Here is a 25,243-nt window from a genome sequence, read left to right on the forward strand (position 1 = left end):
CGACGACCTCACCTGCTGCTCGCCGCCGCTCCGGAGCGTGGTCGAGCGAAGTGGCCGCTCCCGTGGCCGCCGCATTCGCGTGATCGGCGGTGCCGGGGCTCGTCCGCCGGAACCGGGCCGCTCAGTGGAGATCGACGATCTCGATCCAGCTCGCCGACGGCCCGACCGGATAGCGCTTCAACAGCGTCAGGTCGCCCGACGCCTGGTCGATCCTGAAGACCGACAGGTCCGACGACTTCTCGCCGGCGCAGATCAGGAAGTTGCCGCGGGTGTCGATACGAAAGCCGCGCGGCTGCGCCTCGGTCGGTACGCTCTTCACGTAGGTCAGCCGGCCGGTGCCGGGCTCGACCGTAAACACCGCCAGCGTGCTGCTGGACCGCTCGCTCGCATAGAGAAATCGGCCGTTCGGAGCGAGATGAAGGTCGGCAGCCCAGATCGCCGGTCGGGTGTCGGGGGATTCCGCCGCCTGTCCGGCCGCGCTGCGTCCGTCGTGGGGCTTTCCTGGCGCGAGCCCGAGGCTCGCGGGCACGGCCGACACCGACTCGGCGACCGCAAGGAGCCCGGTCGCGGCGTCGACACTCAATCGGGTCACCGTGCCCTGGCTCTCGCTGAGGACATAGACGGACCGCCCGTTCGGCGCGAACCGGAAGTGTCGCGGGCCGGTGCCGGGTGGAAAGACGACCGCGGCGGGATCGTTGGGACGCAGGAGGCCGGTCTTCTCGTCGAACACGAACTGCTCCAGCCGGTCGGCGCCGAGATTGGTCGCGTAGACGAAGCGGTTGGAGGGATCGGCGAGAACCGCATGCGGCTGCTTGCCGGTCCTCAGAACCTGAACCGCCTCGCCGAGCACCAGCCCGGACTCGGAGATCGGGCTGACGGCCAGACTGTCCGCGCCATAGGCGACGGACAGCAGGAACCGTCCGGTGCGATCGACCGACACGAACGGAGCGCTGTGGGGAAGCGGAACGGTCGCGAGCCGGACCAGGTCGCCGGTCACGGAGTCGATCGCGTAGGTCAGGACCGAGGTCGGCCGCGCGCGCACGTGGGCGTACAGGAAGCGCCGGTCGGGGCTGACGGCCATCGGCGTGACCACCTTCCCGGCCTCGACGGTCTTCAGAGGCACGAGATCGCCGGTGTCCTCGTCCAGCCGAAACGAGACGATGTGGCCGCCGTCGGGGTTCGCGACATAGACGAAGGTCCTCGCCTGCAGCGCCGTCACGCCGCCGACGGCAAGCACGGTCGCCACGGCGGCCAGGACGCGGAGCATCCTCTCGACACGGCCCATCCTTCACTCCATCGGTCTGGGTTCGGCCGCAGGTCCTGCTCGTCCGGACGTGCCTCCCACGCCGCGCCGATCGACGACCTCGCACCGTCGTCACCGCTTAGGCTTCGACGAAGCAAAGTTCCATTTTCTAAGTTTCAACCGATGCAAACCGGCGGCGAACGATCCGGCCCTCCGGCCATCGCGGGCGGCGAAGAGGAAGAGCAGCAATGTCCGTTCCGGCGGACACGGCAGATCGGGGCCGGCCGGCGATCAGCCGCGGGGACGTCCGCCGGATGTGCGGGCGGGCCGGGACGACGATGTCACGGCCGCCAGCATGGCGCGGCCGCGGGCCGTCAGGCGCACCGGCGACGCGTCGCGCGTCGCGGCGCCCGACCCGATCTCGACCAGGCCGTCGATGAGGGCATCCTCCCAGATCGACAGCCGCGGGCAGCTCGTCCGCCACGCCTCCATGACGTCCGCATAGTTGCGCGGGTGCTCGGCGAGCCAGCCGAGAAACTGGAGCGTGAGATAGGCGGCTGGTGTGCTCATGCGGGCTCCGTCAAGCGCGCAGCCTTCCGCGCCGGCAGGATGAAAACGTCCTTAACACCGCATTTAACCCAAATTTACTCACGAAAACTCAACTTTTCGGAGAAGTCGTGCGTCATTCTTGTGGGCTAGCCGACCGTCCCGCTCGCCGGCCGTGAAGGCACCGGCAAGACTTCCTTAGAAGATCGGGCGAACCCTGGGGCCGAAGCAACCTCCAGGAACGAGCTCATCCGTGAACCCTCACGTCGCCGCCGCCGTCAGCGCGATCCGGAGCCCCACGATCGCCGGGAAGCTCCTCAGGATCAATGTCGGGCTCGGCATGCTGATCGCCCTGCTGACAATCGTCGCCGTTTCGGCGATAGCGCAGCAGGCGACCCTTCGGGAGCTGATCCGCAATTCCGAGCGCGGCGCCCTGAACGTCGAGCGGATCAACGGGCTGGTCTACGCGACCGTCATGGAGTCCCGCGGCATTTACATGTCGCCCGACGCGGCGGCCGCGAAGCGCTTCGCCGACGGCGTGACGCGGTTCACCGACGAGATCGGCAAGGTCACCTCCGACTGGTCGAGGATGGTGCGCGCGGACGATGCCGTGCGGTTCGCCGGATTCCACGCACGGGTCGAGCAGTTCCGCGCCTTCCGCAAGGAGCTGGTGCGGCGCGCCGTGGATCTCGGCCCGCTGTCCGCACGCAAGTTCGGCGACGACGAGGCCGCACGCGCCGTGCGGGTCGCGCTCAACCAGGATCTCGAAGCCTTGTCGCGCGTCTATCAAGCCCGCGTGGACGAGATCGAGCGACAAACCGCCAGCTCAATTCTGATTTCCTGGTCCCTGGCGCTGACCGCCACAGTGACGTTGGTGCTCTTGATCGCCGGCGCGTTCATGATGCACCGGTCAGTCGTAAAGCCTCTCACCGAGATCAAGGACGCGACTCTCGCGATCGCGGCCGGCCTAGTCGACGCCAAGACCCCTCACACCGACCGCCCGGACGAGATCGGCGCCCTCGCCGGCGCGATCGAGGTCTTCAAGAGCACCATGCAACGCAACGGGGTGCTCGACGCCGAGTCGGCCGCTGCCGTGGTCGAACGCAATCTGATGCTGGGCGTGATCCGTCTGCAGAAGCGCCACCTCGACACGGCGCTCGACAACATGGCGCATGGTCTGCTCGTGGTCGACCGGTCGATGCGGCTCGTCTTCTGCAACAAGCGCTATCTCGAGATCTACGGGTTGCCCGCCGACGCGGCGGAGCCAGGACTGCGGCTCGACGGCCTGCTGAGGCGGCAGATCAAGGCCGGGACGTTCTGCGGCGATATCGCCGCATTCATCCGCTGGATGGCGGACGGCAAGGTGACGTCGGGCGACCTCGAGCTCACCGGCGGCCGGACCATCCGGATCTGCAACCGCACCTTGGAAGAAGGCGGCTGGGTCGCCACCCACGAAGACATCACCGAACAACGGCGGGCGGAGCGTGCCCTCGAATGCACCGAGAGATTCCTCGGCACCGTCATCGAGAACGTTCCGGAAGCGATCATCGTGAAGGACGCGCGCAGTCTGCGTTACGTGCTGCTCAACCAGGCAGCCGATGCGCTCTTCGGCGTCCCTCGATCGGACATCATCGGCAAGACGGCCCGCGAGATCTTTCCCGCGGCAGCGGCCGAGATCATCGAATCCCATGACCGCGCCATGGTGGCCGCGGGGCATATGATGGAATTCCCGGATCACGAAATCGATACGCCGAGAGACGGTCGACGCACCATCGTGTCACGGCGCCTGCCGATCTACGGTCAGGCGGGCGAAGTGACCTTCCTGCTGAGCGTGGTCGAGGACCGGACGGCGAAGGCGGCCGCTGCGCCGCTGCGCCTCGCCGCCGCCGAGTAGGTCCGCGAGCCGGGCCGAAAGCGGGTGATGTCTCGGCTCAGTGCCCGAGCGCGTCCTTGAGAGTCTGGAGCTGGGCGAGTCGCTCGGTCGCCTTGTCGCGGGTGCGGTCGTCCTTGGCGTCGGCGAGGTCTTCCTCGGCGTCCTGGATGGCCTGGCGGATCACCTCGGGCTGAATCTCGTCGACCGGCACGACCTCCTGGGCCAGCACGGTCAGGCCGTTCGGGCCGACCTCGGCGAAGCCGCCACGCACCACGATCATGGTCGGCACATGCTCGCCGCCATAGACGGTGAGCACCCCGGGTCGCAGCGTGGCGACGAACGGCGCGTGGCCGGCCAAGACGCCGAAATCGCCCTCCTCGCCGGGCACGTCCACCTGGGTGACCTCGCCGGAGAACATCAGCTTCTCCGGCGACACGAGCTCGAAATGGAACGTGGACATCTGTTCTCTAGCGAATGGCGAATAGCGAGTAGCGAATAGTTTCAGAGACCATCCGCTGCCGCCCTTCCCGCTTCGCTACTCCCCTATTCGCTATTCGCCACTCGCTATTCGCCTGGGAGCCGCGACTTACGCGGCTTCCGCCGCGAGCCGCTTGCCCTTCTCGACCGCCTGCTCGATGGTGCCGACCATGTAGAAGGCCTGCTCCGGCAGGTGGTCGTACTTGCCCTCGCACAGCCCCTTGAAGCCGCGGATGGTGTCGGCGAGGTCGACGAACACGCCGGGCGTGCCGGTGAACACCTCGGCCACGTGGAAGGGCTGCGACAGATACCGCTCGATTTTTCGCGCGCGCGCGACGGTCAGCTTGTCCTCTTCCGAGAGCTCGTCCATGCCGAGAATCGCGATGATGTCCTGCAGCGCCTTGTAGCGCTGGAGAATCTGCTGAACCTGGCGAGCGACCGCGTAGTGCTCCTCGCCGACCACCCGCGGGTCGAGAATGCGCGAGGTGGAGTCGAGCGGGTCGACGGCCGGGTAGATGCCCTTCTCGGCGATCGAGCGCGACAGCGTCGTGGTGGCGTCCAGATGGGCGAACGAGGTCGCCGGCGCCGGGTCGGTCAGGTCGTCGGCCGGCACATAGATGGCCTGCACCGAGGTGATCGACCCTTTGGTCGTGGTGGTGATGCGCTCCTGCAGGGCGCCCATGTCGGTCGCCAGCGTCGGCTGGTAGCCCACCGCCGACGGAATGCGGCCGAGCAGTGCCGACACTTCCGAGCCCGCCTGGGTGAAGCGGAAGATGTTGTCGACGAAGAACAGCACGTCCTGGCCCTGGTCGCGGAAGTACTCGGCGACGGTGAGGCCGGAGAGGCCGACGCGGGCGCGGGCGCCGGGCGGCTCGTTCATCTGGCCGAACACCAGGGCGCATTTGGAGCCCGTCATGTCGCCGTTGTTCTCGTGCGGGTCCTTGTTGACGCCGGACTCGATGAACTCGTGATAGAGGTCGTTGCCCTCGCGGGTGCGCTCGCCGACGCCGGCGAACACCGAGTAGCCGCCGTGCGCCTTGGCGATGTTGTTGATCAGCTCCTGGATGATCACGGTCTTGCCGACGCCGGCGCCGCCGAACAGGCCGACCTTGCCGCCCTTGGCGTAAGGCGCCAGCAGATCGACCACCTTGATGCCGGTGACCAGGATCTGCGACTCGGTCGACTGCTCCGTGTAGGGCGGGGCGTCCTGGTGGATCGGGCGCGTCTCGGTGTGCGGCACCGGGCCGGCCTCGTCGATCGGCTCGCCGACCACGTTGAGGATGCGGCCGAGCGTGCCGACGCCGACCGGCACGGCGATCGGCAGGCCGGTATCGGCGACGGTCTGGCCGCGCACCAGCCCCTCGGTCGTGTCCATGGCGATGGTGCGCACCGTCGACTCGCCGAGATGCTGGGCGACCTCGAGAACCAGCTTGTGGCCCTGGTTGTCGGTCGTGAGCGCGTTCAGGATCGCCGGCAGAAAGCCCTCGAACTGCACGTCGACGACGGCGCCGATGACCTGGGTGATACGTCCGACCGATGTGTCTTGGGTGGCCATGCAAGTCTCCTTGGACCTCGAGCCGCGGCGCAGCCGGCCCGAGCGATACGCGAGTGAGCGCCTTAAAGGACGGTCAGCTTGACCGGCACGTTGTTGCGCGTGGCGCGCGAATAGGGGCAGATCCGATGGGCGTCCTCGACCAGCGCCTGGACCTTGTCGCGGTCGGCGCCCGGGATCTGGACCTTGATCTCGGCCGTGAGGGCGAAGCTGATGTCGTCCTTGTCGATGCCGATGGCGACCGTCACCTTTGCGGCCTGGCCGTCGACGCCGTGCTTCTTCGCCAGCGCCAGGATCGCCTGGCCGAAGCAGGACGACCAGCCGAGCGCGAAGAGCTGCTCGGGATTGTGGCCCTCGCCGGAGCCGCCCATCTCCTTGGGCAACGCCATCGCCAGCCCGAGGCCGCCGTTCTCGAGGACCGCGCGTCCGTCGCGGCCGCCCTTGGTGGTCGCCGTCGTGGTGTAGGCCATGGGGGTTCTCCTTCTCGGCAGTTGGGCCGGCGTCACAGCGCCTCGGCGCCGGAAATGATCTCGATCAGTTCCTTGGTGATCATCGCCTGGCGGGTTCGGTTGTATTTCAGGGTCTGCTTCTTGATCATCTCGCCGGCATTGCGGGTGGCGTTGTCCATCGCGCTCATCTGGGAGCCGTAGAACGAGGCGGAGTTCTCGAGCAGCGCCTTGAACACCTGCACGAAGATGTTGAGCGGCAGCAGCTCGGCGAGAATCTGCTCCTCGTCCGGCTCGTACTCGTAGGCGGGCGCCGGGCCGTCGGCGGGCGCCCCCTCGAACACGGCCGGGATGACCTGCTGGGCCGTCGGGATCTGGGCGATCACCGACTTGAAGCGCGAGAAGAACAGCGTACAGACGTCGAAGGCACCCTGGTCGTAGAGCGCGATGATGCGCTGCCCGATCTCCTTGGCGGTGTCGAAGCGGAGCTGCCGCACGGCGCGCAGGTCGATCAGGTCGATGATCTCGTCCTCGTACTGCCGCTTGAGCTGGTCGAAGCCCTTGCGGCCGACGCACAGGATCTTGATCGTCTTGCCCTCGGCGATGAGCGCGTTGGCGCGCTCGCGGGCGAGCCGGACGATCGCCGAGTTGAACGGGCCGCACAGGCCGCGCTCGCCGGTGCAGACGATCAGCAGATGGACCTGATCGGTGCCGGTGCCGGCGAGCAGGCGCGGCCCCTCCGGATTGTTCTGCACCGAGGCGGCGATGTTGCCCAGCGTCCGCTGCATGCGCTCGGCATAGGGCCGCGCGGCCTCGGCCGCCGCCTGCGCACGCCGCAGCTTGGACGCCGCGACCATCTGCATGGCCTTGGTGATCTTCTGCGTCGCCTTGGTCGAGGCGATCCGGTTTCGCAGATCTTTCAGGCTGGGCATTCCGTGGTCACCTTTGCGCCCGTACCGGCCTCTGCTCCGTCATGCCCGGCCCCGTGCCGGGCATCCACGCTCGTCATCAGCCCCGCCGAGGACGTGGACGGCCGGGACAGGCCCGGCCATGACGACGACGATCACGCGAACGTCGTCATCACGCGAACGTCTTGGCGTAGTCGTCGACCGCGGCCTTCAGCTTGGCCGACGTGGGGTCGTCGAGGTCGCGCTTGTCGCGGATCGAGTTCAGGATGTCCTCGTGCTTGGTGCGGAACAGCGAGAGGAGGCCCTGCTCGAAGGCGCGCACGCTGCCGACCGGGATCGGGTCGAGATAGCCGTTGACGCCCGCATAGATGACGACGACCTGCTCCTCCATCTTCAGCGGCGAGAACTGCGGCTGCTTGAGGAGCTCGGTCAGGCGGGCGCCGCGGTTGAGCAGACGCTGCGTCGTCGCGTCGAGGTCGGAGCCGAACTGCGCGAAGGCCGCCATCTCGCGGTACTGCGCCAGCTCGCCCTTGATCTTGCCGGCGACCTTCTTCATCGCCTTGGTCTGCGCCGAGGAGCCGACGCGCGACACCGAGAGGCCGACATTCACGGCCGGGCGGATGCCCTGGTAGAACAGGTCGGTCTCCAGGAAGATCTGGCCGTCCGTGATCGAGATGACGTTGGTCGGGATGTAGGCCGACAGATCGTTCGCCTGCGTCTCGACGACGGGCAGCGCGGTGAGCGAGCCCGCCTTGTAGTCGTCGTTCATCTTGGCGGCGCGCTCGAGCAGCCGCGAATGCAGGTAGAACACGTCGCCCGGATAGGCCTCGCGGCCGGGCGGACGGCGCAGCAAGAGCGACATCTGGCGATAGGCGACGGCCTGCTTGGAGAGATCGTCGTAGAAGATCACGGCGTGCATGCCGTTGTCGCGGAAATACTCGCCCATGGTGCAGCCGGAGAACGGCGCCAGATACTGCATCGGGGCGGGATCGGAGGCGGTGGCCGCGATGACGATCGAGTATTCGAGGGCGCCGTTCTCCTCCAGCGCCTTGACGAACTGGGCGACCGTCGAGCGCTTCTGCCCGACCGCGACATAGACGCAGTAGAGCTTGATCTTCTCGTCGCCTGTCGCGTTGAGCGGCTTCTGGTTGAGGATGGTGTCGAGGATGATGGCCGTCTTGCCGGTCTGGCGGTCGCCGATGACCAGCTCGCGCTGGCCGCGGCCGATCGGGATCAGCGCGTCGATGGCCTTGAGGCCGGTCGCCATCGGCTCGTGCACGGACTTGCGCGGGATGATGCCGGGCGCCTTGACGTCGACGCGCTTGCGCTCGGTCGCCACGATCGGGCCCTTGCCGTCGATCGGATTGCCGAGCGCGTCGACCACGCGGCCGAGCAGGCCCTTGCCGACCGGCACGTCGACGATGGCGCGGGTGCGCTTGACCGTCTGGCCTTCCTTGATCTCGCGGTCGTTGCCGAAGATGACGATGCCGACATTGTCGATCTCGAGATTGAGCGCCATGCCGCGGACGCCGTTCTCGAACTCGACCATCTCGCCGGCCTGGACATTGTCGAGGCCGTAGACACGGGCGATGCCGTCGCCGACGGAGAGGACCTGGCCGACCTCGGAGACCTCGGCTTCCTGGCCGAAGTTCTTGATCTGCTCCTTCAGGATCGCAGAAATCTCTGCGGCGCGGATGTCCATCAGCCGACCTCTTTCATCGCGTGCTTGATTGCGTTCAGCTTGGTGCGGAGCGAGCCGTCGACCATGCGGCTACCGACCTTCACGACGAGCCCGCCGATGATGGCGGGATCGACCTGCACCTCGACCTGGACGTTCTTGCCGGTGACGGCGTCCAGGGCCTTCTTGATCTCGGTCTTGTGGGCGTCGGCGAGCGGCTCGGCGACCGTGACCTCGGCCGTCAGCTCGCCGTTGTGGCGGGCGACCAGCTCGCGATAGTCGCGGATCATGTCGCGGATGGCGAACAGTCGACGGTTCGACGCGACCAGCTTGATGAAGTTCGCTGCCGTCCCGGTGATCTTCGCCTCGGCGAGCACCGCGGTGACGGCCTTGGTCTGCTGCTCGGCGTCGAACACCGGGCTGCGCACCAGCCGCGTGAGGTCGGCACTGCCGGCCAGCATCGCCTCGAAGCCGGCGAGATCACGACTCACGGAATCGATCGTTCCGGAGTCCCTGGCGAGATCGAACAGGGCGATCGCGTAACGTCCTGCCATTCCGCCAACGATCGGATCGTTTGCTGCCACGGCGCTCTCTTTCGACGTTGGACACCCAAGGTCCCGCCGCGGCTCCGAAGAACACGCGCAAGCCCCTGGAATTGAAGCGGGACCAGGACTGTGAGGGGCGCCGGAGCGGCCCGCGCCCCGTTGAAAAACCGTCGTTTTGCTAACACAGCCCCGAGGGCGGTGCAATATGGCGAACGTACCGCGAGTGGTGCCGCGAGGCGCGTCGCCGCCCGCGTCGCGACGGGCCGCTGGCGATCCTGTCGGGGCGACGTGGAGCGACGCTGCGGACGACGGATCAGCCGGCCTTGTGACGCGGCCGCACCAGCATCGGTCCGTAAGCGAGGCAGAAGCCCCAGAAGGCGGCGACCCAGGCCGCCGCGGCGGCCCACAGGAGCGGCGTCGCCACCTCGGGCAGCAGACCGCCCAGGATGCGCAGGGCTGCAGCCGCCAGCACGGCCATGAAGATGAACCGGGTCGCCGGTGGCGCCTCGAGCGCGTGGCCGGTGTGGCCGCGCGTCGCCCGCGTCATCACGGCGAGCGTCATGACGCCGGCGGCGCCGACCGACCAGGCATGGATGCCGGCCGCCTCGCCGACCGCCGGCCACACCGCGGCTGCCGCCAGCAGCAGAAAGCCGAGCGGCACGAAGGCGTAGCCGAGATGCAGGATCAGCACGATCGGATCGCGGCCGGTCCGGTCGCCGCGCCATCGCGCCAGCCGCACCGCGTGCGCAAGCCCGGCGGCGGCGAGCGCGACCGCCGTGACGGGCGCTTCGGGCGCCACCAGCCAAGCCGCGAGGCCGAGCACGGCGGCGGCGATCGCCACCGCGTCGACGCGGCCGAACGGTGCCGGCAGCTCACCCGGATTGGACTTCACCAGCCAGTTGCGGGTGAAGCTCGGAATGATGCGGCCGCCGATCAGCACGATCAGCATCACGACGGCGGCGAGCGCCAGCCTGCGGCCCAGCACGGCGCCGCCCCACAGATGCGCCTCGACATGGAAGACGACGTTGGCCAAGGCGAGCACTACGACGATCACCAGGACGCGCAGGTTGCGCCAGTTCTTTCCGGCGATCACCTCGCGGCCGGCGGCGGCGAGCACCAGCACCAGGAAGCTCACGTCGATCAGCGCCACCAGGCCCCAGCCGAGCAGGTCGCCCGCCGCGACCGCCAGTCGGCCGGCCAGCCAGGCGAGCACCAGCACCAGCAGCGGCAGGCCGGCGAGCGGCAGCCGCCCGGTCCAGTTCGGGATGGCGGTGAGCAGGAAGCCGGTCACCACGGCGGCGACGTAGCCGAACAGCAGCTCGTGGGCGTGCCAGTCGGTCGGCGTGAACATCGTGTCGAGGGCGATGTGGCCCTCGTAGACGGGCAGCCAGAGCAGCACGGTCAGCCCGGCCCACAGGGCGCCGAGGAGGAAGAAGGGACGAAAGCCGTAGCTCAGAACAGCCGGCCCGGAAAAAGGCGCGACACGCGGGATGGGGGTCATGGATCGTCCTGGGTCGCGAGGGCCGCCGGGCGCCGACCGGTCGGCCGGGGATTCGGTTCACGGCGCCGGCCATTAGGCGCTGTCGGGCCGCGACGGGAACCGGTCAATTCCGAGACGCTTGATTTTCGTCAAGCTTCTGTTTCTTTGCTGCCGGCGGGGCCTCCATATCGTGGCTGAACGGCTCGGGCGGCCGGTCCTCGTGAACCAAAAGGGAACCACGCACTATGATCACCAGAGCGTTCGTTGTCGTGTTCGCAGTTGCGGCCTCCACCAGCGTCGCGGTCGCCGCCGACGTCGAGGCCGGTGCCGTCCAGTTCCGCAAATGCACGCCGTGTCACAATATCGGTGAGGGCGCGACCAACAAGGTCGGTCCGATCCTCAACGGCCTCGAGGGCCGCAAGAGCGGCTCGATCCCGGGCTTCAACTACTCGGAGGCCAACAAGAACTCCGGCATCACCTGGAGCCACGAGACCTTCAAGTCCTACATCACCGATCCGCGCGCCAAGATCCCGGGCACCAAGATGGTGTTCGCCGGCATCAAGAACGAGAAGGACCAGGAAGACCTGTGGGCGTTCCTGACCCAGTATGGCCCGGACGGCAAGAAGAAGTGACCGCGGCCTGATTTCGATTTCGGACGTCATTCGCGCGCCGACGACTCTGTCGCGGCGCGTTTTTTTTGCGCGATGCGGCCCCGCGGTCGGGCCACGATGGCGTGGCCCCGCCCGCCCTCCGACGCTGCGACCGCCCCGCTTTTTCCGCCCCGACCCGGCGACCTGTCTCTGCCACCCCGCGTATCGCCGTCCGGCCCTGCCGGGGCCGGCGCAGCGCCGACCGCAGGCCGGGACAGTTTTGACCGCAGACGTCTCCATGCGGCGAAGCACCGCGATCCGCGGAACGAGCCGGCGGCAGCCCCGCGCGGCTGACCGTTGATTTTAATGACGTTTTCAAAATCTCGCGTATAGCGAGAGTCTCCCGCTGCAATATCCGAAACACATCGTGATGAAACCGGGACGGCTTGCCATGTTCTGCGCACATTTGCCCGATCTAACCAAGGTTCACCCCAACAACACGGAGACTATACAGCGCATGGCGATGCTGATCCTTGTACGATGTGTTGCAGTGATGATCGCAATATTCGCGGTCGCGACTATTTCATCGCGGGCCGAGGCGTTCAGCCAATCAGGTATTGCTTCGGTCTATTCGGGTGGGCGCACGGCAAATGGTGAGCGAGCCCACGCCGGCGGCATGACGGCCGCCCACAAGCACCTCCCGTTCGGGACCAAGGTGCTGGTCACCAACAAGCACAACGGCCGGTCGGTCGTCGTCCGCGTCAACGATCGGGGCCCGTTCGTGCGGGGCCGGGTGATCGATCTCACGCCGGCCGCCGCGCGGGCCATCGGGTTCTCCGGCCTGGCGCCGGTCTCGCTCGCGGTGCTCGGCCGCGACTGAGCCGAGACCCCTGCAGTTTGGTTTCAGGGAGCGCCGCATTGCGGCGCTCCCTTTTTTTGTGTTCTGCGTCGGGTGCGCAATCGCGTCACACCGCCGTCATGGTCGCCGGCGATCACCGGGCTGGCACGTGGGTTGCTCTGCTGCACTGCCGAGGACAGCCGTCGGCGGCACAAGTCACCGGCGGAGGCAAGGCACAGCATGAGCGTGCGGCTCGGGGACGCGGACGTACACGGTCGACTGTCGTGCAATGCGATGCGGGGGATGGCGCGCCGCATGGTGGCGTATCGATCCGCCGACGAGACCTTTGCGCGCCCGACCGATAGTGTGCGACAAAGGAGCAAAGGTGCATTCTGCGACGACTCGTGTGTGCACTGCATTGATTGCGACGAGTCCGACTGTGCGAGAGGGGGGCCACGATGACGAGTCCATCGATACGACCATGGCCTTGTGCTTCCGCCGGCTGCCCCCGCGAAGCAAGCCCGCCGCTCGGTTGCGGGCTGCGGCACCGGTCCGCATCGTCGACGGATCGTCGCCCCGAGCAACGGCCGGACCTGCACCGCGCGCGCCCGTGAGCGCCCGTCGGTCCGGCTGCGAACCAATCCGTTTCCAGGCCACACCCCTCGCGGAGCTGCAATGATCGAGGTCGCGCGCTATCTGTCCGTCCACCGCATCGCCTATTTCTCGATGGAAGTCGGGATCCGGCAGGAGATGCACACCTATTCGGGCGGCCTCGGGCTGCTGGCGGGCGACGCCGCGCGCTCCGCCGCCGATCTCGACCTGCCGATGGTGTTCGTGACGCTGGCGTCGCGGGAAGGCTCGATCAAGCAGGAGATCGACGCCGACGGCAACCAGATCGACGGGCCCGATCCGTGGAGTCCGGAGGACTGGGCGACGCCGATCGGCGCCCTCATCGCGGTCGAGATCGAGCGCCGGCAGGTCTGGATCCGGCCCTGGCTCTACGACCTGAAGTCGCAGCGCGGCCACCAGATCCCGGTGCTGCTGCTCGACACCAACGTGCCGGAGAACGATCCGCGCGATCGCAACATCACCAACCGGCTGTATTTCGGCGACCAGAAGGATCGCATCAAGCAGGAGGCCGTGCTCGGGGTCGGCGGGGTGCGGGTGCTGCGTGCGCTCGGCTTCACCATCGACACCTACCACCTCAACGAGGGCCACGCGGCGTTCCTGTCGCTGGCGCTGCTCGACCAGCACCGCATCAACCGCATTCCCGGCATCCCCGAGCCGTTCAGCTACGACGTGCACGCGGTGCGAGAGAAGTGCGTGTTCACGACCCACACGCCGGTCGAGGCCGGGCACGACCAGTTCGAATACGACGACGTGCGCGCGATCGTCGGCGACCTGATCGAGTTCGACCAGTTCAAGCTGTTGGCCGGGCACGACAAGCTCAACATGTCGCTGCTCGCCCTGAACCTCTCGCGCTATGCCAACGGCGTCGCCCGCCGGCACGCCGAGACGGCCCAGAAGATGTTCCCGGACTATCCGATCCGCACGGTCACCAACGGCGCCCATGTGCCGACCTGGATGCATCCGGCGATCGCCGATCTGTTCAAGACCATCGCGCCGCACTGGGTCTACGAGCTCGAGGACCTGCTCAAGGCCGACCAGGTCCCGCCCGACGCCCTGTGGGACGCCCACCAGCGCGCCAAGGGCGAGCTGATCGACTATGTCAGGGCGACGACCGGGGTCGAGATGGATCCGGACGTGCCGGTGATCGCGTTCGCCCGGCGCATGACCGGCTACAAGCGGCCGGATCTCCTGTTCCACGACATGGAGCGGCTGCGCGCGATCGGCCAGAAATACCCGTTCCAGGTCGTCATGGCCGGAAAGTCGCATCCGCGCGACTTCGAGGGCAAGGCGATCATCCGATCGATCCACGGTCATATGAGATCGATCAAAGACATGCCGATGGCATTCCTGCCAAACTACAGCATCGACATCGCCAAGAAGCTCGTCTCCGGCACGGACGTCTGGCTCAACAATCCGGTGCCGCCGCTCGAGGCTTCAGGGACGAGTGGCATGAAGGCGGCGTTCAACGGCGTGCTGAACTTCAGCGTGCTCGACGGATGGTGGCTGGAAGGGTGGGAAGAGGGCGTCACCGGCTGGGCGATCGGCAGCGACGGCAGCGAATCGTCGCCGCAGGCGCACGCGGCCGCCATGTACGACAAGCTCGAATCGACCATCCTGCCGCTCTATCACGACGACAGGGCCCGCTGGATCTGGATGATGCAGCAGACCATCGCCAAGATCGGCGCAGTGTTCAACAGCGCCCGCATGATGCGGCGCTACTCGACGGAGGCATATCTCCGCTCTTGAGGCCGGCGCGACGGCGGCGCTGGATCGTCGACGCAGGCATCGCCGCGGCACCGGTCGTCGCGGCGGGTCCTGGCCGCCGGAGCAGGGCGATCGAAGGTTCGGAGGAGAGACTTCTCAACCCCCATACGAGGCAATTCCGTGCGAATTGAGCATTCCTCGCCGGGGCCGCTCGCACGTAGTGCGATGGCCTATGTTCTCGCCGGCGGCCGCGGCAGCCGCCTTCACGAACTGTGCGACAACCGCGCCAAGCCCGCCGTCTATTTCGGTGGCAAGTCCCGCATCATCGACTTCACGCTGTCCAATGCCCTGAATTCCGGCATCCGCCGCATCGCGGTGGCGACGCAATACAAGGCGCACAGCCTGATCCGACACATGCAGCGGGGCTGGAACTTCTTCCGGCCGGAACGAAACGAGAGCTTCGACATCCTGCCGGCGAGCCAGCGCATCGCCGGCGCGAGCTGGTATGCCGGCACGGCCGACGCCGTCTACCAGAACCTCGACATCATCGAGAGCTACAACCCCGAATACATCGTGCTGCTCGCGGGCGACCATGTCTACAAGATGGACTACGAGCCGATGCTCCAGCAGCACGTGGAGCAGAAGGCCGACATCACCATCGCCTCGCTCGAGGTGCCCCTGAAGGAGGCGAGCCATTTCGGCGTGATGCATGTCGACGAGGACGACGTCGTCATCGATTTCGTCGAGAAGCCCGAGAAGCCGCCGCACGTGCCCGGCAACCCGGCCGTGGCGCTGGCCAGCATGGGCATCTACGTCTTCAACACCAAGTTCCTGGTCGACCAGGTCCGCCGCGACGCGGCCGACCCGCATTCGACGCACGACTTCGGCAAGGACATCATCCCGTATCTGGTCAAGTACGGGAAGGCGGTGGCGCATCCGTTCTCGCGCTCCTGCGTGCGCTCTCGCGAGGAGGCCTCGGTCTATTGGCGCGACGTCGGCACCATCGAGTCCTACTGGGAGGCCAATATCGACCTCACGGCCGTGGTGCCGCAGCTCGATCTGTTCGACCACAACTGGCCGATCTGGACCTATGCGGAGATCACCCCGCCGGCCAAGTTCGTGCATGACGAGCAGGGCCGGCGCGGCATCGCCATCTCGTCGCTGGTCGCCGGGGGCTGCATCGTCTCGGGCGCCTCGATCCGCCGCTCCCTGGTCGGCACCGGGGCGCGGATCCACTCCTATTCGTTCATCGAGAACTCGGTGATCCTGCCCGAGGTCGACGTCGGCCGCGGCGCGCGGCTGCGCAACGTCGTGGTCGACAAGGGCACGGTGATTCCGGCGAAGCTCGTGGTGGGCGAGGATCCGGAGGTCGACGCCGAACGGTTCCGGCGGACCGAGAACGGCATCTGCCTCATCACCCAACACATGATCGATCGGTTGTGACCGGCGCGCCACCGATCCTCGTCCTCTCCGTCGTCTCCGAGATTTTCCCCTTCGTGAAGACCGGGGGACTCGCGGACGTCACCGGCGCGCTGCCGGCGGCGCTCGCCCCCGAGAATGTCCGCACCCTGACGGTGATCCCCGGCTACCCGGCCGTGCTCGCCGCCATGCGCGACGTCAGCATCGTGCTGGAGCTGCCCGACCTGTTCGGCAGCCCGGCCAGGCTCGTCCACGGCCGCGCCCGCAACTGCGAGCTGATCGCCATCGATGCGCCGCATCTCTACGACCGGCCGGGCAATCCCTACATGGCGGCCGACGGGCGCGACTGGCCCGACAACGCCATCCGGTTCGGCGCCCTCGGCCTGGTCGCGGCGCGGCTCGCCGCCGGCGAGATCCAGGCGTTCCGACCCGACATCCTGCACGCCCATGACTGGCAGGCCGGGCTCGCCACCGCCTATCTGCGCTACCGCTACGACCGCGGCCCGCGCACCGTGATGACGGTGCACAATCTCGCCTTCCAGGGGCTGTTTCCGGCCTCGCTGTTGTCGGCCCTGGCGCTGCCGCCGCAGGCTTTCAGCATCGACGGCGTCGAGTTCCACGGCGAGATCGGCTTCCTCAAGGCAGGGCTGGCGCTCGCCGACTGGATCACCACGGTGTCGCCGACCTATGCGGCCGAGATCCGCACGCGCGAATACGGCATGGGGCTCGACGGCCTGCTGCGCAGCCGCACCGAGCGGCTCTCCGGCATTCTCAACGGCATCGACGACTCGGTGTGGAATCCGAGCCGCGACCCGCTGATCGCCGCCAATTTCGACGCCCGACGGATCGCCCCCCGGATCGCCAACAAGGCCGTCCTGAAGAAACGCATGAACCTCGCGGCCGACGACGCGCTCCTGTTCGGCGTGGTCAGCCGATTGTCCTGGCAGAAGGGCCTCGACATGTTGGTCGAGGTGCTGCCGACCTTGCTCGCCACCGGCGCCCAGCTCGTCGTGCTCGGCTCCGGCGAGCGCAATCTGCAGCAGGCGTTCGAGGACGCCGCACGCATCCATCCGGGCCGCGTCGCCTGCGTGGTCGGCTACGACGAGGAGGTCGCCCACCTGATCCAGGCCGGCGCCGACGCGCTGCTGATGCCGTCGCGCTACGAGCCCTGCGGGCTCGCCCAGATGTGCGCGCTGCGCTACGGCACCCTGCCGGTGGTGAGCCATGTCGGCGGGCTCGCCGACACCGTGATCGACTGCAACGACATGGCGATCGCGGAAGGGGTCGGCACCGGCATCCAGTTCGCCCCCACGATCGGCATGCTGGAGGCGGCGCTGCTGCGCACCACGGCGATGTGGCGGAACGGCCGGGTGTGGCGCCGCGTCCAGCGCAACGCCATGCGGGCCGACGTCTCCTGGCGCCGCTCCGCCCGCCGCTACGCCCAGCTTTATCGCGACCTCCTGGCCGAACGGCGGAAGTGAGCTTTTGGCGGGCGCCGTGCGGTCCTGGCCGGGCCCATTCGACGCGAGCCCAGCTTATGGCGCATAGCCGATGGCCGGACTCCGGCTCCGCGGTAAAACTTCATGATCGTGAAACTTTGATGGAGTATAACTCCACACTGATAGAAGCGGCTGCCTGCAAAGACCACGTTCAGACTCGGACGCGCGCCTAGGTCGGCCTTTCGGCCGATGTTGTCAGGTCGAGCATTCGGGACGTGATGTGATGCATGATTTGGGGCTATTGCTGCTGACCGTGGTTACGGCCAACCCGCTCCCCGCAGGGGCACTTGTCGGATCGTCTCTGCTGATGGTCCTGGCGTTCAAGTTCCCGAAATCCGGTTTGAACTGAACCCGAAGCGAGCGGCAGACCGGCTCTCGCCTCGAACGGCCTCGCTCGCGTCGGCGCCCGCACCGGGCCCCGCCGTCGCGCGGCCCCCGCAGGCGCGTTCCTCTATTGTTCTTGAAGCACGACCGCCCCCCTGCTACCCTGGCGCGTAATCCGGCAGGGGCCAAGAGCATGGTGCAGCGGGTGTCGACCGTGGCGTTCGAGGGCATCGCGGCGCGCGCCGTCGACGTGCAGGTGCAGGTCGCCCCCGGATTGCCGGCCTTCAACGTGGTCGGGCTGCCCGACAAGGCGGTGTCGGAGGCGCGCGAGCGGGTGCGGGCCGCGCTGGTCGCCTCCGGGCTGGCGCTGCCGGCGCGCCGCATCACGGTCAATCTCGCCCCGGCCGACGTCCCCAAGGAGGGCAGCCATTACGACCTGCCGATCGCGCTCGGCCTGATGGGGGCGATCGGCGCGATCCCGCCCGACGCATTGGACGGCTGCACCGTCCTGGGCGAGCTCGGCCTCGACGGCACCATCGCGGCGGTGGCCGGCGTGCTGCCGGCCGCCATCGGGGCGAACGGGCGCGGCGAGGCGCTGATCTGCCCGGCCGCCTGCGGTCCCGAGGCCGCCTGGGCCAGCCCCGACATGACCATCGTGGCGGCCGGCTCGCTGATCCAACTGGCCAATCATTTCAAGGGCACCCAGGTTTTGGCGCGGCCGCAGCCGAAGATCCGGGCCGCCGCCGCCGAGACCCTCGACCTCGCCGACATCAAGGGCCAGGAGAGCGGCAAGCGGGCGCTGGAGATCGCCGCCGCCGGCGGCCACAATCTGATGATGGTCGGGCCGCCCGGCGCCGGAAAGTCGATGCTGGCGGCCCGGCTGCCGTCGATCCTGCCGCCGCTGGCGCCCTCCGAGCTGCTCGAGGTCTCGATGATCGCCTCGGTGGCCGGCGAGATCGAGGACGGCGCGCTGACCAACCGGCGGCCGTTCCGCAGCCCGCATCACTCGGCCTCGATGCCGGCCCTGGTCGGCGGCGGCCTGCGCGCCAAGCCCGGCGAGATCTCGCTCGCCCACAACGGCGTGCTGTTCCTCGACGAGCTGCCCGAGTTCGAGCCCCGCGTGCTGGAATCGCTGCGCCAGCCGCTGGAGACCGGCGAGGTGGCGATCGCCCGCGCCAACCACCGGGTCACCTATCCGGCCCGGTTCATGCTGGTCGCCGCCATGAATCCGTGCCGCTGCGGCCAGGCGGGCGAGCCCGGCTTCGCCTGCCGGCGCGGGCCGATCGGGCGCTGCACGGCGGAGTATCAGGGCCGCATCTCCGGCCCGCTGCTCGACCGCATCGACCTGCATGTCGACATGCCGGCGGTGAGCGCCGCCGACCTGGTGCTGCCGCCGCCGGCCGAGGGCAGCGCCGCCGTGGCGGCCCGGGTTTTTCGCGCCCGCGCCCTGCAGACCCAACGCTACGAGGCACTCGGTTTTCCCCATGTGCGCACCAACGCGCAGGCGCAGGGCGGCCTGCTCGAGGACGTGGCGACGCCCGACCGCGCCGGCCAGGCGCTGATCCGCGACGCCGCCGACGCCATGCGGCTGACGGCGCGCGGCTATCACCGGGTCCTGCGGGTCGCCCGCACGCTCGCCGACCTCGACGGCAGCGAGAGGGTCGGCCGCCTCCACGTCGCCGAAGCGCTGGCCTACCGGGCCCGGCTCGACGAGGTGCGCCGCGCCGCCTGACCGGTCCCGGCACGCCCCGACGCCCCACCAGCCGACTAGCCAGCCCCACCCGTTCGGGCTGCATCTTCGGCAGCAGCCTCCATCAGGGGTTTAATCGATTTTTTCCGCTTCACTGGCATGGTGGGAAGACGACCAGGCCGATGTCGCGGGGACGAGACAATGCTGGAGCGGATCGACGACCAAGCACCGCGTGCCACGGCGGATCCCGGACCGGCGGCGGGCGCACCGGCCCCGACGCTGCTCGTCATCGACGACGACACGGTCCATCGGATGATCATCGGCCGGGTCGCGGCCCGGGCCGGCTACACGGCGACCGAGGCGGCCTCCTACGAGGAGGCTGTCGCACTGCTCCGGGGCAACGCCTACACGCTGATCACCCTCGATCTCACGCTCGGCCAGCACGGCGGCGCCGAGGTCCTGCACGTGATCGCGGCCATGGACCTGAAGACGCCGATCGTCATCGTCTCCAGCTCGAACGAGACGATCCGGCGGGAGACCGCGGCGATGGCGAACCTGCTCAGCCTCAATGTCTGCCGGGCGCTGGCCAAGCCGGTCGACCTCGGCGAGCTGCGGCGCATTCTCCTCGACGTGCGCCAGCGCAGCGCCATCGGCCTGATGCCGGCCGGCTGGTCCGCGTGAGCGCGGCGGAGCACGATACCGACGCGCCGACCGGCGCGTCGGCGCCGACCCGGCTCGACGACACGCAACCGCGGCCGCGCCGACCGTATCTCGGCCTGATCGCCGGCGCCGTGTTCCTGATCGCCACCATCGTCGGCATGAACGCCCTGGTGCTGGCCAATCTGCGCGAAAGCACCCTGAAATCCACCGAGGAGGCGCTGGCCCAGCGCAGCGCCATCCTGGCCGAGCAGACCGAGCGCACCATCCATTCGGTGGACGTGATCCTCGCCGACCTGATCGAGCGCGTGCCCGAAAGCGGCATCGCCGACGCTGCCGCCTTCGCGGCCCGGTTCTCCGGCCTTCCGACCCACATGCTGCTGCGCGAGAAGCGGGCCGGCCTGCCGCAGCTCGACGCATTGTCGCTCGTCGACGGCAAGGGCCGCATCGTCAACTTTTCTCGCTCATGGCCGGCGCCGCCGCTGTCGGTCGCCGACCGCGACCACTTCGTCCAGCTCGAGGCGCACCGTGGCGCCGCCTCGATCGTCAGCCCGCCGCTGCAGAGCCGCGTCACCGACCAATGGCTGGTCGGCCTGCACCGCCGGATCGAGGCGGGCGACGGAACCTTCATGGGCATCGCCTCGGCCGGGCTGTCGCTCGACTATTTCGAGGACTTCTATCGCTCGATCGCACTCTCCAAGGCAGATTCCTTCGCCCTGCAGACAAAGGACGGCGTGCTGCTGATACGCCACCCGAATGTCGGCCTGATCGGCAAGACGTTCGCGGTCCAGCACGGTGGCACGCGGCCCTACACCGTGCGGGCGATCAGCCCGCTCGACGGGCAGCAGCGGGTCTGGGCCGTGCACCCGCTGAAAACCTATCCGCTCGTGATGATCTCCAGCACGACGACCGCCAACGCGCTGTCCGGCTGGACCGCCATCGCCCGCCTGTCGCTGTTCCTGTCCGCGGCCGGCGCCCTGATCGTCGTGGTCGCGGCCCTGTGCATCGCCATGTGGTGGAACGAGCAGAGCAAGGCGGTGCAGGCCCGCACGGCCCACATGGAGGCCGAGAACGCCCGCGCCCATGCCGAGGCCGATCTGCTGCGCGAGCGCGAGGAGGCCGCCGAGGCGGCGAACCGGGCCAAGTCCGAGTTCCTCGCCACCATGAGCCACGAGATCCGCACGCCGATGAACGCGCTGATCGGGCTGGCCGCGACGCTGCTCGAAACCGACCTCGATCCCGAGCAGCGCGCCTCGGTGGCGGCGATGCACGATTCGGGCGACAATCTGCTGCGCATCCTCAACGACATTCTCGACTTCTCCAAGCTCGAGGCGGGGCGCCTCGAGTTCGAGCAGATCGCCTTCTCGCCCGCCGCCCTGGTCGACAACGCGGTCAGCATCGTCGGCGCGCGCGCCGCCGCCCGCGGGCTGGCGATCCGCACCGCGCTCGATCCGGCCGTGCCGCCTGCCCTGATCGGCGACGCCGGCCGCATCCGCCAGGTGCTGCTCAATCTTCTGTCGAACGCCATCAAGTTCACGACCCATGGCGAGATCGCCGTGACGACCCGGTTCATCGTCCACGAGGGCGCGCGCGCCGTCGTCGAATGGACCGTCAGCGACACCGGCATGGGCATCCCGCCGGACTCGCTGCCGCGGCTTTTCAACAAGTTCACCCAGGCCGACTCGTCGATCAACCGGCGCTTCGGCGGCACCGGGCTCGGGCTCGCCATCTGCAAGCACATCGTCGACCAGATGGGCGGTACCATCGCGGTCGAGTCGGTCGAAGGCCGCGGCACCACGTTCCTGGTCCGCCTCGCTCTGCCGGCCGCCGATGCCGTGCGGCTCGAGCAGCGCGCCGACGGCACCGTGGTCGACGCCTTCAAGGCGCGGCTCGCCGCCCTCGGCCGGCCGCTGCGTCTGCTGATCGCCGAGGACAATCCGACCAATCAGCTCGTCGCCCTGAAGATGCTGAAGGAGTTCACGCTGGTGCCGGAGCTCGCCGGCGACGGCGCCGAGGCCGTGGCGGCGACGGCGCGGACCGACTTCGATCTGGTGCTGATGGACGTGCGGATGCCGGAGATGGACGGGATCGAGGCGACCCGCGCCATCCGGGCGCGCGGCGGCGCCAACGACGGCCTGCCGATCATCGCCATCACGGCGAACGCCTATCCGGACGACATCAAGATCTGCCGCGAGGCCGGCATGACCGGCTTCGTCGCCAAGCCGGTCCGCAAGCAAGCCCTGATCGAAGCCCTTCTGGAGGTGCTCGGCGGTCGACCGGCGTCGGCCGAGCCCGTCCGCGGCTCGGCCGCCGCGGCGGCCGACGACGCGCTGATCGATCGCGAGACCCTGGCGATCCTGGCCGACGAGATCGGTGCGGACGGTGCGAGCCTCGCCGTGCAGATCTTCCTCGGCGAGACCGAGGCCCGGCTGGCCCGGCTGCGTGCCTTGCCCCTCGACACGTCGCGCGAAAAGATCGCGGTCGAGGCGCATACGCTCAAGGGCGCCGCCGCGACGCTCGGCCTGGTGCCGCTGTCCGACCTCGCCCGCGCGCTCGAGCAGGCGGCGCCGACCATCACGGCCTCCGACTGCGCGGCGCTCATCGACCGCATCGAGGCGGCCTTCGCGCGCGCCCGGCACGGGCTCGCCGAGCACGCCGTCGCCGCGTGACGGTCGTCCGCCACCCGACCGCGTCGCACCGATACTCTTCACGCTTCGTCAACCATCCGAACGCTCCGGCCAGAACCGTCGCGGCACCGCCGCACTCTCTTGCCATGCAAGGGAATGGCAAGGTTCCGATGGTAAGCCCGACGCTCAGACCCGGCGATGCCGAAGCGGCCGCGCCTGCGGCCGGCCGCGGTCGAGTCCGGCACTCCCGTCCGGGCCGGCCGGCCGGGCAACACGACGGATCGTCCGCGATGGCGCGCATGCGAGAAAAGGTCGATCGGCTGGCCCGCAACGCGGCCCTGATGGTCGCGGGATCGGTGCTGATCCTGCTCGCCACCCTGGTCTATCTGATCCTGTCGTTGCGCGCCGCCCAGGCCGCCAGCCCCGACATTCTCCTGTTCGCCACGCTCGCGGCAGCCCTCACGGCCGCCTCGTGCGGCGCGCTGGCCCCGCTGGTGCGTAGCAACCGCCTGCTGCGCCAGGAGGTCGGTCGACTGGAGGAGCGCAACGAGGAGCTCGCCGACGTCCAGTGGGAGCTCAGGGAATCCGAGGAGCGGGCCCGCAGCTTCATCGAGTTGCAGGGCGACCTGATCGTCCGCCGCGCCGGCGACGGACGTGTCACCTTCGTCAACGACGCCTTCTGCACCCTGGTGCGGCTGCCGCGCGACGACCTCCTGGAGCGCGGCTACACGCCGCTGCTGCTCGAGCAGGGCGCCGTCACGGTGCTGGACGACGGCACGAGGGTGTACGACCAGAGGATCGCGGCCGCCGACGGGCCGCGCTGGATCGCCTGGCGCGAGGTGGTGGTGCGCACCGCCCGCGACACCGAGACCCAGAGCGTCGGCCGCGACGTCACCGACCGGGTGACGGCGGAGCGGGCGCTCGCCGAGGCGCGCGACCAGGCCGACGCCGCCAACCGCGCCAAGAGCCGCTTCCTCGCCACCGTGTCGCACGAGATCCGCACGCCGCTGAACGGCATCCTCGGCATGGCCGACCTCCTGCTCGACACCGCGCTGTCGCCCGCGCAGGCGAACTATGCCCGCGCCGTGCAGACCTCGGGGCGCGCATTGCTGGCGCTGATCGAGGACATTCTCGATTTCGCCAAGATCGAGTCCGGCCGGGTCGAGATCGCGGCGCGGCCGTTCAGCCTCGCCGCCGTGATCGAGGATGTCGCGGAGCTGCTGGCGCCGCGCGCCCATGCCAAGAACGTCGAGATCGCCGCCTTCGTCGACCCGATGCTGCCGGCGCTGGTGACGGGCGACGCCGAGCGCGTGCGGCAGGTGCTGCTCAATCTCGCCGGCAATGCCGTGAAATTCACCGAGACCGGCAGCGTGTCGATCGCGGCCGAGCCGGGCGCGGGTGCCGGCGAGGTCGCCATCACGGTGCGCGATACCGGCATCGGCATCGCACCCGAGGCGCTGGCGCGCATCTTCGGCGAGTTCGAGCAGGTCGACGACGGCGCCGCCCGGCGGTTCGGCGGCACCGGGCTCGGCCTCGCCATCACGCGGCGTATCGTCGAGCGCCTCGGCGGCGCCGTCACGGTGGAGAGCACGCCGGGCGAGGGCGCGAGCTTCCGGGCCGTGCTGCCCCTGCCCGCGAGCCCGACCGAGAGCGTCGCGCCCAGTCCGGATCTCGCCGGCACCAGCGTGCTGATCGTCGCCGCCGATCCGGCGAGCGTCGCCCCGGTGGGGCGCCAGCTCGGCGCCTGGGGGGCCGGCACCCGGATCGTCTCGCCGGGCGAGGCCGACGCCGCTCTGGCGGCAGGCGGCATTGCCGCCGTGCTGGTCGACCGCACGATCGGGCTCGAGACGGCCGCCGCCCTGATGCGCGGCTGCGGCGGCACGCCGGCGCGCCGCATCCTGATGCTGCGCCCGAGCGAGCGCGGCGAGCTCGCCACCCTCGCGGCCACGGGCTTCTCGGACTATCTGGTCAAGCCGGTGCGGGCCGCCTCGCTGGCCGGACGCCTCGGCGTGCCCGCCGGCCTGGCGACCGTCGATCCGGTCGTGACGGAGCCGGTCGCCGCGGTCCGGAACCGCCACGATTCGCCGGCCGCACGCAACGTGCTGGTCGCCGAGGACAACGAGATCAACGCCCTCCTGGTGCGGGCCATGCTGGAGCGGCTCGGCCATCGCGTCACCGTGGCGGGCGACGGCGGAGCCGCCGTCGCCGCATGGCAGCGGGCGCGCGCCGACGGCCGCCCGTTCGACCTGGTGCTGATGGACCTGCATATGCCGGGGCTCGACGGGCTCGCGGCGACCGGCCGCATCCGCGACCTGGAAGCGGACCGAGCCGACGCTCCGACCGTGATCATTGCGCTCACGGCCGACGCCTCGCCGGCCGAGCCGGAGACGTACCGCGCCGCCGGTCTCGACTCGATGCTGGTCAAGCCGCTCGACCGCGACCGCCTGGAGGCGGCGCTGACCGGTCTCGCAACGCGCGGTGCGCTGGCCGCCTGAGCGGCCGGCCGCGCCTTCGGCT

19 protein-coding genes are annotated in these 25,243 nt (G+C 68.9%); 10 read left to right on the forward strand and 9 right to left on the reverse strand.

Going from position 1 to position 25,243, the window contains the following annotated elements:
* Window positions 1–121: 121 nt before the first annotated feature.
* A complete protein-coding gene (locus tag HXX10_RS09925; RefSeq protein ID WP_296522014.1) occupies window positions 122–1,285 on the reverse strand; it encodes a beta-propeller fold lactonase family protein in 1,164 nt (387 codons plus the stop codon).
* A gap of 249 nt (window positions 1,286–1,534) precedes the next feature.
* Window positions 1,535–1,813: a hypothetical protein gene (locus HXX10_RS09930; RefSeq protein ID WP_296522015.1), complete on the reverse strand. Its 279-nt coding sequence runs from the start codon at window positions 1,811–1,813 to the stop codon at window positions 1,535–1,537.
* 316 nt (window positions 1,814–2,129) lie between these two features.
* On the opposite strand from HXX10_RS09930, the gene HXX10_RS09935 reads away from it, so the two are divergent.
* Window positions 2,130–3,683 (forward strand): PAS-domain containing protein, encoded by a 1,554-nt coding sequence (locus HXX10_RS09935; RefSeq protein WP_296522016.1) that lies wholly within the window; start codon window positions 2,130–2,132, stop codon window positions 3,681–3,683.
* Between the two features lie 37 nt (window positions 3,684–3,720).
* Here the strand turns inward: HXX10_RS09935 and HXX10_RS09940 are convergent, their stop codons facing one another.
* The 7 genes from HXX10_RS09940 to HXX10_RS09970 all read right to left on the reverse strand — a co-directional run bounded on the left by HXX10_RS09940 (window position 3,721) and on the right by HXX10_RS09970 (window position 10,769).
* Window positions 3,721–4,122 (reverse strand): F0F1 ATP synthase subunit epsilon, encoded by a 402-nt coding sequence (locus HXX10_RS09940; protein WP_296522017.1) that lies wholly within the window; start codon window positions 4,120–4,122, stop codon window positions 3,721–3,723.
* Between the two features lie 126 nt (window positions 4,123–4,248).
* Window positions 4,249–5,694 carry a F0F1 ATP synthase subunit beta gene (gene atpD / locus HXX10_RS09945; protein WP_296522018.1) on the reverse strand — a complete coding sequence of 482 codons (1,446 nt, stop codon included), beginning with the start codon at window positions 5,692–5,694 and terminating at the stop codon, window positions 4,249–4,251.
* A 62-nt stretch (window positions 5,695–5,756) separates the two neighbouring features.
* A complete protein-coding gene (locus HXX10_RS09950; protein WP_296522019.1) occupies window positions 5,757–6,161 on the reverse strand; it encodes an organic hydroperoxide resistance protein in 405 nt (134 codons plus the stop codon).
* 32 nt (window positions 6,162–6,193) lie between these two features.
* Window positions 6,194–7,069, reverse strand: coding sequence for a F0F1 ATP synthase subunit gamma (locus HXX10_RS09955; RefSeq protein WP_296522020.1), 876 nt, complete (start codon window positions 7,067–7,069; stop codon window positions 6,194–6,196).
* A gap of 148 nt (window positions 7,070–7,217) precedes the next feature.
* A complete protein-coding gene (gene atpA, locus HXX10_RS09960) occupies window positions 7,218–8,747 on the reverse strand; it encodes a F0F1 ATP synthase subunit alpha (RefSeq protein WP_296522021.1) in 1,530 nt (509 codons plus the stop codon).
* Window positions 8,747–9,307: a F0F1 ATP synthase subunit delta gene (locus HXX10_RS09965; protein ID WP_296522022.1), complete on the reverse strand. Its 561-nt coding sequence runs from the start codon at window positions 9,305–9,307 to the stop codon at window positions 8,747–8,749. The genes atpA and HXX10_RS09965 overlap by 1 nt, the downstream gene beginning before the upstream one ends.
* Window positions 9,308–9,581: 274 nt before the next feature.
* Complete coding sequence (locus tag HXX10_RS09970) at window positions 9,582–10,769, reverse strand: NnrS family protein (protein WP_296522023.1); 1,188 nt, start codon at window positions 10,767–10,769, stop codon at window positions 9,582–9,584.
* Window positions 10,770–10,993: 224 nt separating this feature from the next.
* Between HXX10_RS09970 and HXX10_RS09975 the strand changes: the two genes are divergently transcribed.
* The 9 genes from HXX10_RS09975 (at window position 10,994) to HXX10_RS10015 (ending at window position 25,221) form a co-directional block, all read left to right on the forward strand.
* A complete protein-coding gene (locus HXX10_RS09975) occupies window positions 10,994–11,380 on the forward strand; it encodes a cytochrome c family protein (RefSeq protein WP_296522024.1) in 387 nt (128 codons plus the stop codon).
* A 511-nt stretch (window positions 11,381–11,891) separates the two neighbouring features.
* Window positions 11,892–12,218, forward strand: a complete 327-nt coding sequence (locus tag HXX10_RS09980) for a septal ring lytic transglycosylase RlpA family protein (RefSeq protein ID WP_296522057.1) — start codon at window positions 11,892–11,894, stop codon at window positions 12,216–12,218.
* Window positions 12,219–12,851: 633 nt separating this feature from the next.
* On the forward strand, window positions 12,852–14,552 hold the full coding sequence (gene glgP, locus HXX10_RS09985) for an alpha-glucan family phosphorylase (protein ID WP_296522025.1): 1,701 nt from the start codon (window positions 12,852–12,854) through the stop codon (window positions 14,550–14,552).
* A 144-nt stretch (window positions 14,553–14,696) separates the two neighbouring features.
* Complete coding sequence (glgC, locus tag HXX10_RS09990) at window positions 14,697–15,953, forward strand: glucose-1-phosphate adenylyltransferase (protein ID WP_296522058.1); 1,257 nt, start codon at window positions 14,697–14,699, stop codon at window positions 15,951–15,953.
* The gene (glgA, locus tag HXX10_RS09995; RefSeq protein WP_296522026.1) at window positions 15,950–17,410 is read left to right on the forward strand and encodes a glycogen synthase GlgA; all 1,461 of its coding nucleotides are present in this window, start codon (window positions 15,950–15,952) and stop codon (window positions 17,408–17,410) included. The genes glgC and glgA overlap by 4 nt, the downstream gene beginning before the upstream one ends.
* A 535-nt stretch (window positions 17,411–17,945) precedes the next feature.
* A complete protein-coding gene (locus HXX10_RS10000) occupies window positions 17,946–19,484 on the forward strand; it encodes a YifB family Mg chelatase-like AAA ATPase (RefSeq protein WP_296522027.1) in 1,539 nt (512 codons plus the stop codon).
* A gap of 159 nt (window positions 19,485–19,643) precedes the next feature.
* Complete coding sequence (locus HXX10_RS10005; RefSeq protein ID WP_296522028.1) at window positions 19,644–20,123, forward strand: response regulator; 480 nt, start codon at window positions 19,644–19,646, stop codon at window positions 20,121–20,123.
* Window positions 20,120–22,768, forward strand: a complete 2,649-nt coding sequence (locus HXX10_RS10010) for a hybrid sensor histidine kinase/response regulator (RefSeq protein WP_296522029.1) — start codon at window positions 20,120–20,122, stop codon at window positions 22,766–22,768. The genes HXX10_RS10005 and HXX10_RS10010 overlap by 4 nt, the downstream gene beginning before the upstream one ends.
* Window positions 22,769–23,016: 248 nt before the next feature.
* Complete coding sequence (locus HXX10_RS10015; RefSeq protein WP_296522030.1) at window positions 23,017–25,221, forward strand: PAS domain-containing hybrid sensor histidine kinase/response regulator; 2,205 nt, start codon at window positions 23,017–23,019, stop codon at window positions 25,219–25,221.
* Window positions 25,222–25,243 lie beyond the last annotated feature (22 nt).

The organism is Rhodoplanes sp. (genome assembly GCF_013377085.1).
GTDB lineage: Bacteria > Pseudomonadota > Alphaproteobacteria > Rhizobiales > Xanthobacteraceae > Rhodoplanes.

Excerpts from the sequence above, each read along its gene's own strand:
- HXX10_RS09930 (WP_296522015.1), bottom strand. The coding sequence starts at position 1,813 with ATGAGCACACCAGCCGCCTATCTCACGCTCCAGTTTCTCGGCTGGCTC.
- HXX10_RS09980 (WP_296522057.1), top strand. The coding sequence starts at position 11,892 with ATGATCGCAATATTCGCGGTCGCGACTATTTCATCGCGGGCCGAGGCG.
- HXX10_RS09955 (WP_296522020.1), bottom strand. The coding sequence starts at position 7,069 with ATGCCCAGCCTGAAAGATCTGCGAAACCGGATCGCCTCGACCAAGGCG.
- HXX10_RS09975 (WP_296522024.1), top strand. The coding sequence starts at position 10,994 with ATGATCACCAGAGCGTTCGTTGTCGTGTTCGCAGTTGCGGCCTCCACC.
- HXX10_RS10000 (WP_296522027.1), top strand. The coding sequence starts at position 17,946 with ATGGTGCAGCGGGTGTCGACCGTGGCGTTCGAGGGCATCGCGGCGCGC.
- HXX10_RS09950 (WP_296522019.1), bottom strand. The coding sequence starts at position 6,161 with ATGGCCTACACCACGACGGCGACCACCAAGGGCGGCCGCGACGGACGC.
- glgP (WP_296522025.1), top strand. The coding sequence starts at position 12,852 with ATGATCGAGGTCGCGCGCTATCTGTCCGTCCACCGCATCGCCTATTTC.
- HXX10_RS09970 (WP_296522023.1), bottom strand. The coding sequence starts at position 10,769 with ATGACCCCCATCCCGCGTGTCGCGCCTTTTTCCGGGCCGGCTGTTCTG.
- HXX10_RS10015 (WP_296522030.1), top strand. The coding sequence starts at position 23,017 with ATGGCGCGCATGCGAGAAAAGGTCGATCGGCTGGCCCGCAACGCGGCC.
- HXX10_RS09940 (WP_296522017.1), bottom strand. The coding sequence starts at position 4,122 with ATGTCCACGTTCCATTTCGAGCTCGTGTCGCCGGAGAAGCTGATGTTC.
- atpD (WP_296522018.1), bottom strand. The coding sequence starts at position 5,694 with ATGGCCACCCAAGACACATCGGTCGGACGTATCACCCAGGTCATCGGC.
- HXX10_RS09925 (WP_296522014.1), bottom strand. The coding sequence starts at position 1,285 with ATGGGCCGTGTCGAGAGGATGCTCCGCGTCCTGGCCGCCGTGGCGACC.
- HXX10_RS09935 (WP_296522016.1), top strand. The coding sequence starts at position 2,130 with ATGCTGATCGCCCTGCTGACAATCGTCGCCGTTTCGGCGATAGCGCAG.
- HXX10_RS10005 (WP_296522028.1), top strand. The coding sequence starts at position 19,644 with ATGCTGGAGCGGATCGACGACCAAGCACCGCGTGCCACGGCGGATCCC.
- atpA (WP_296522021.1), bottom strand. The coding sequence starts at position 8,747 with ATGGACATCCGCGCCGCAGAGATTTCTGCGATCCTGAAGGAGCAGATC.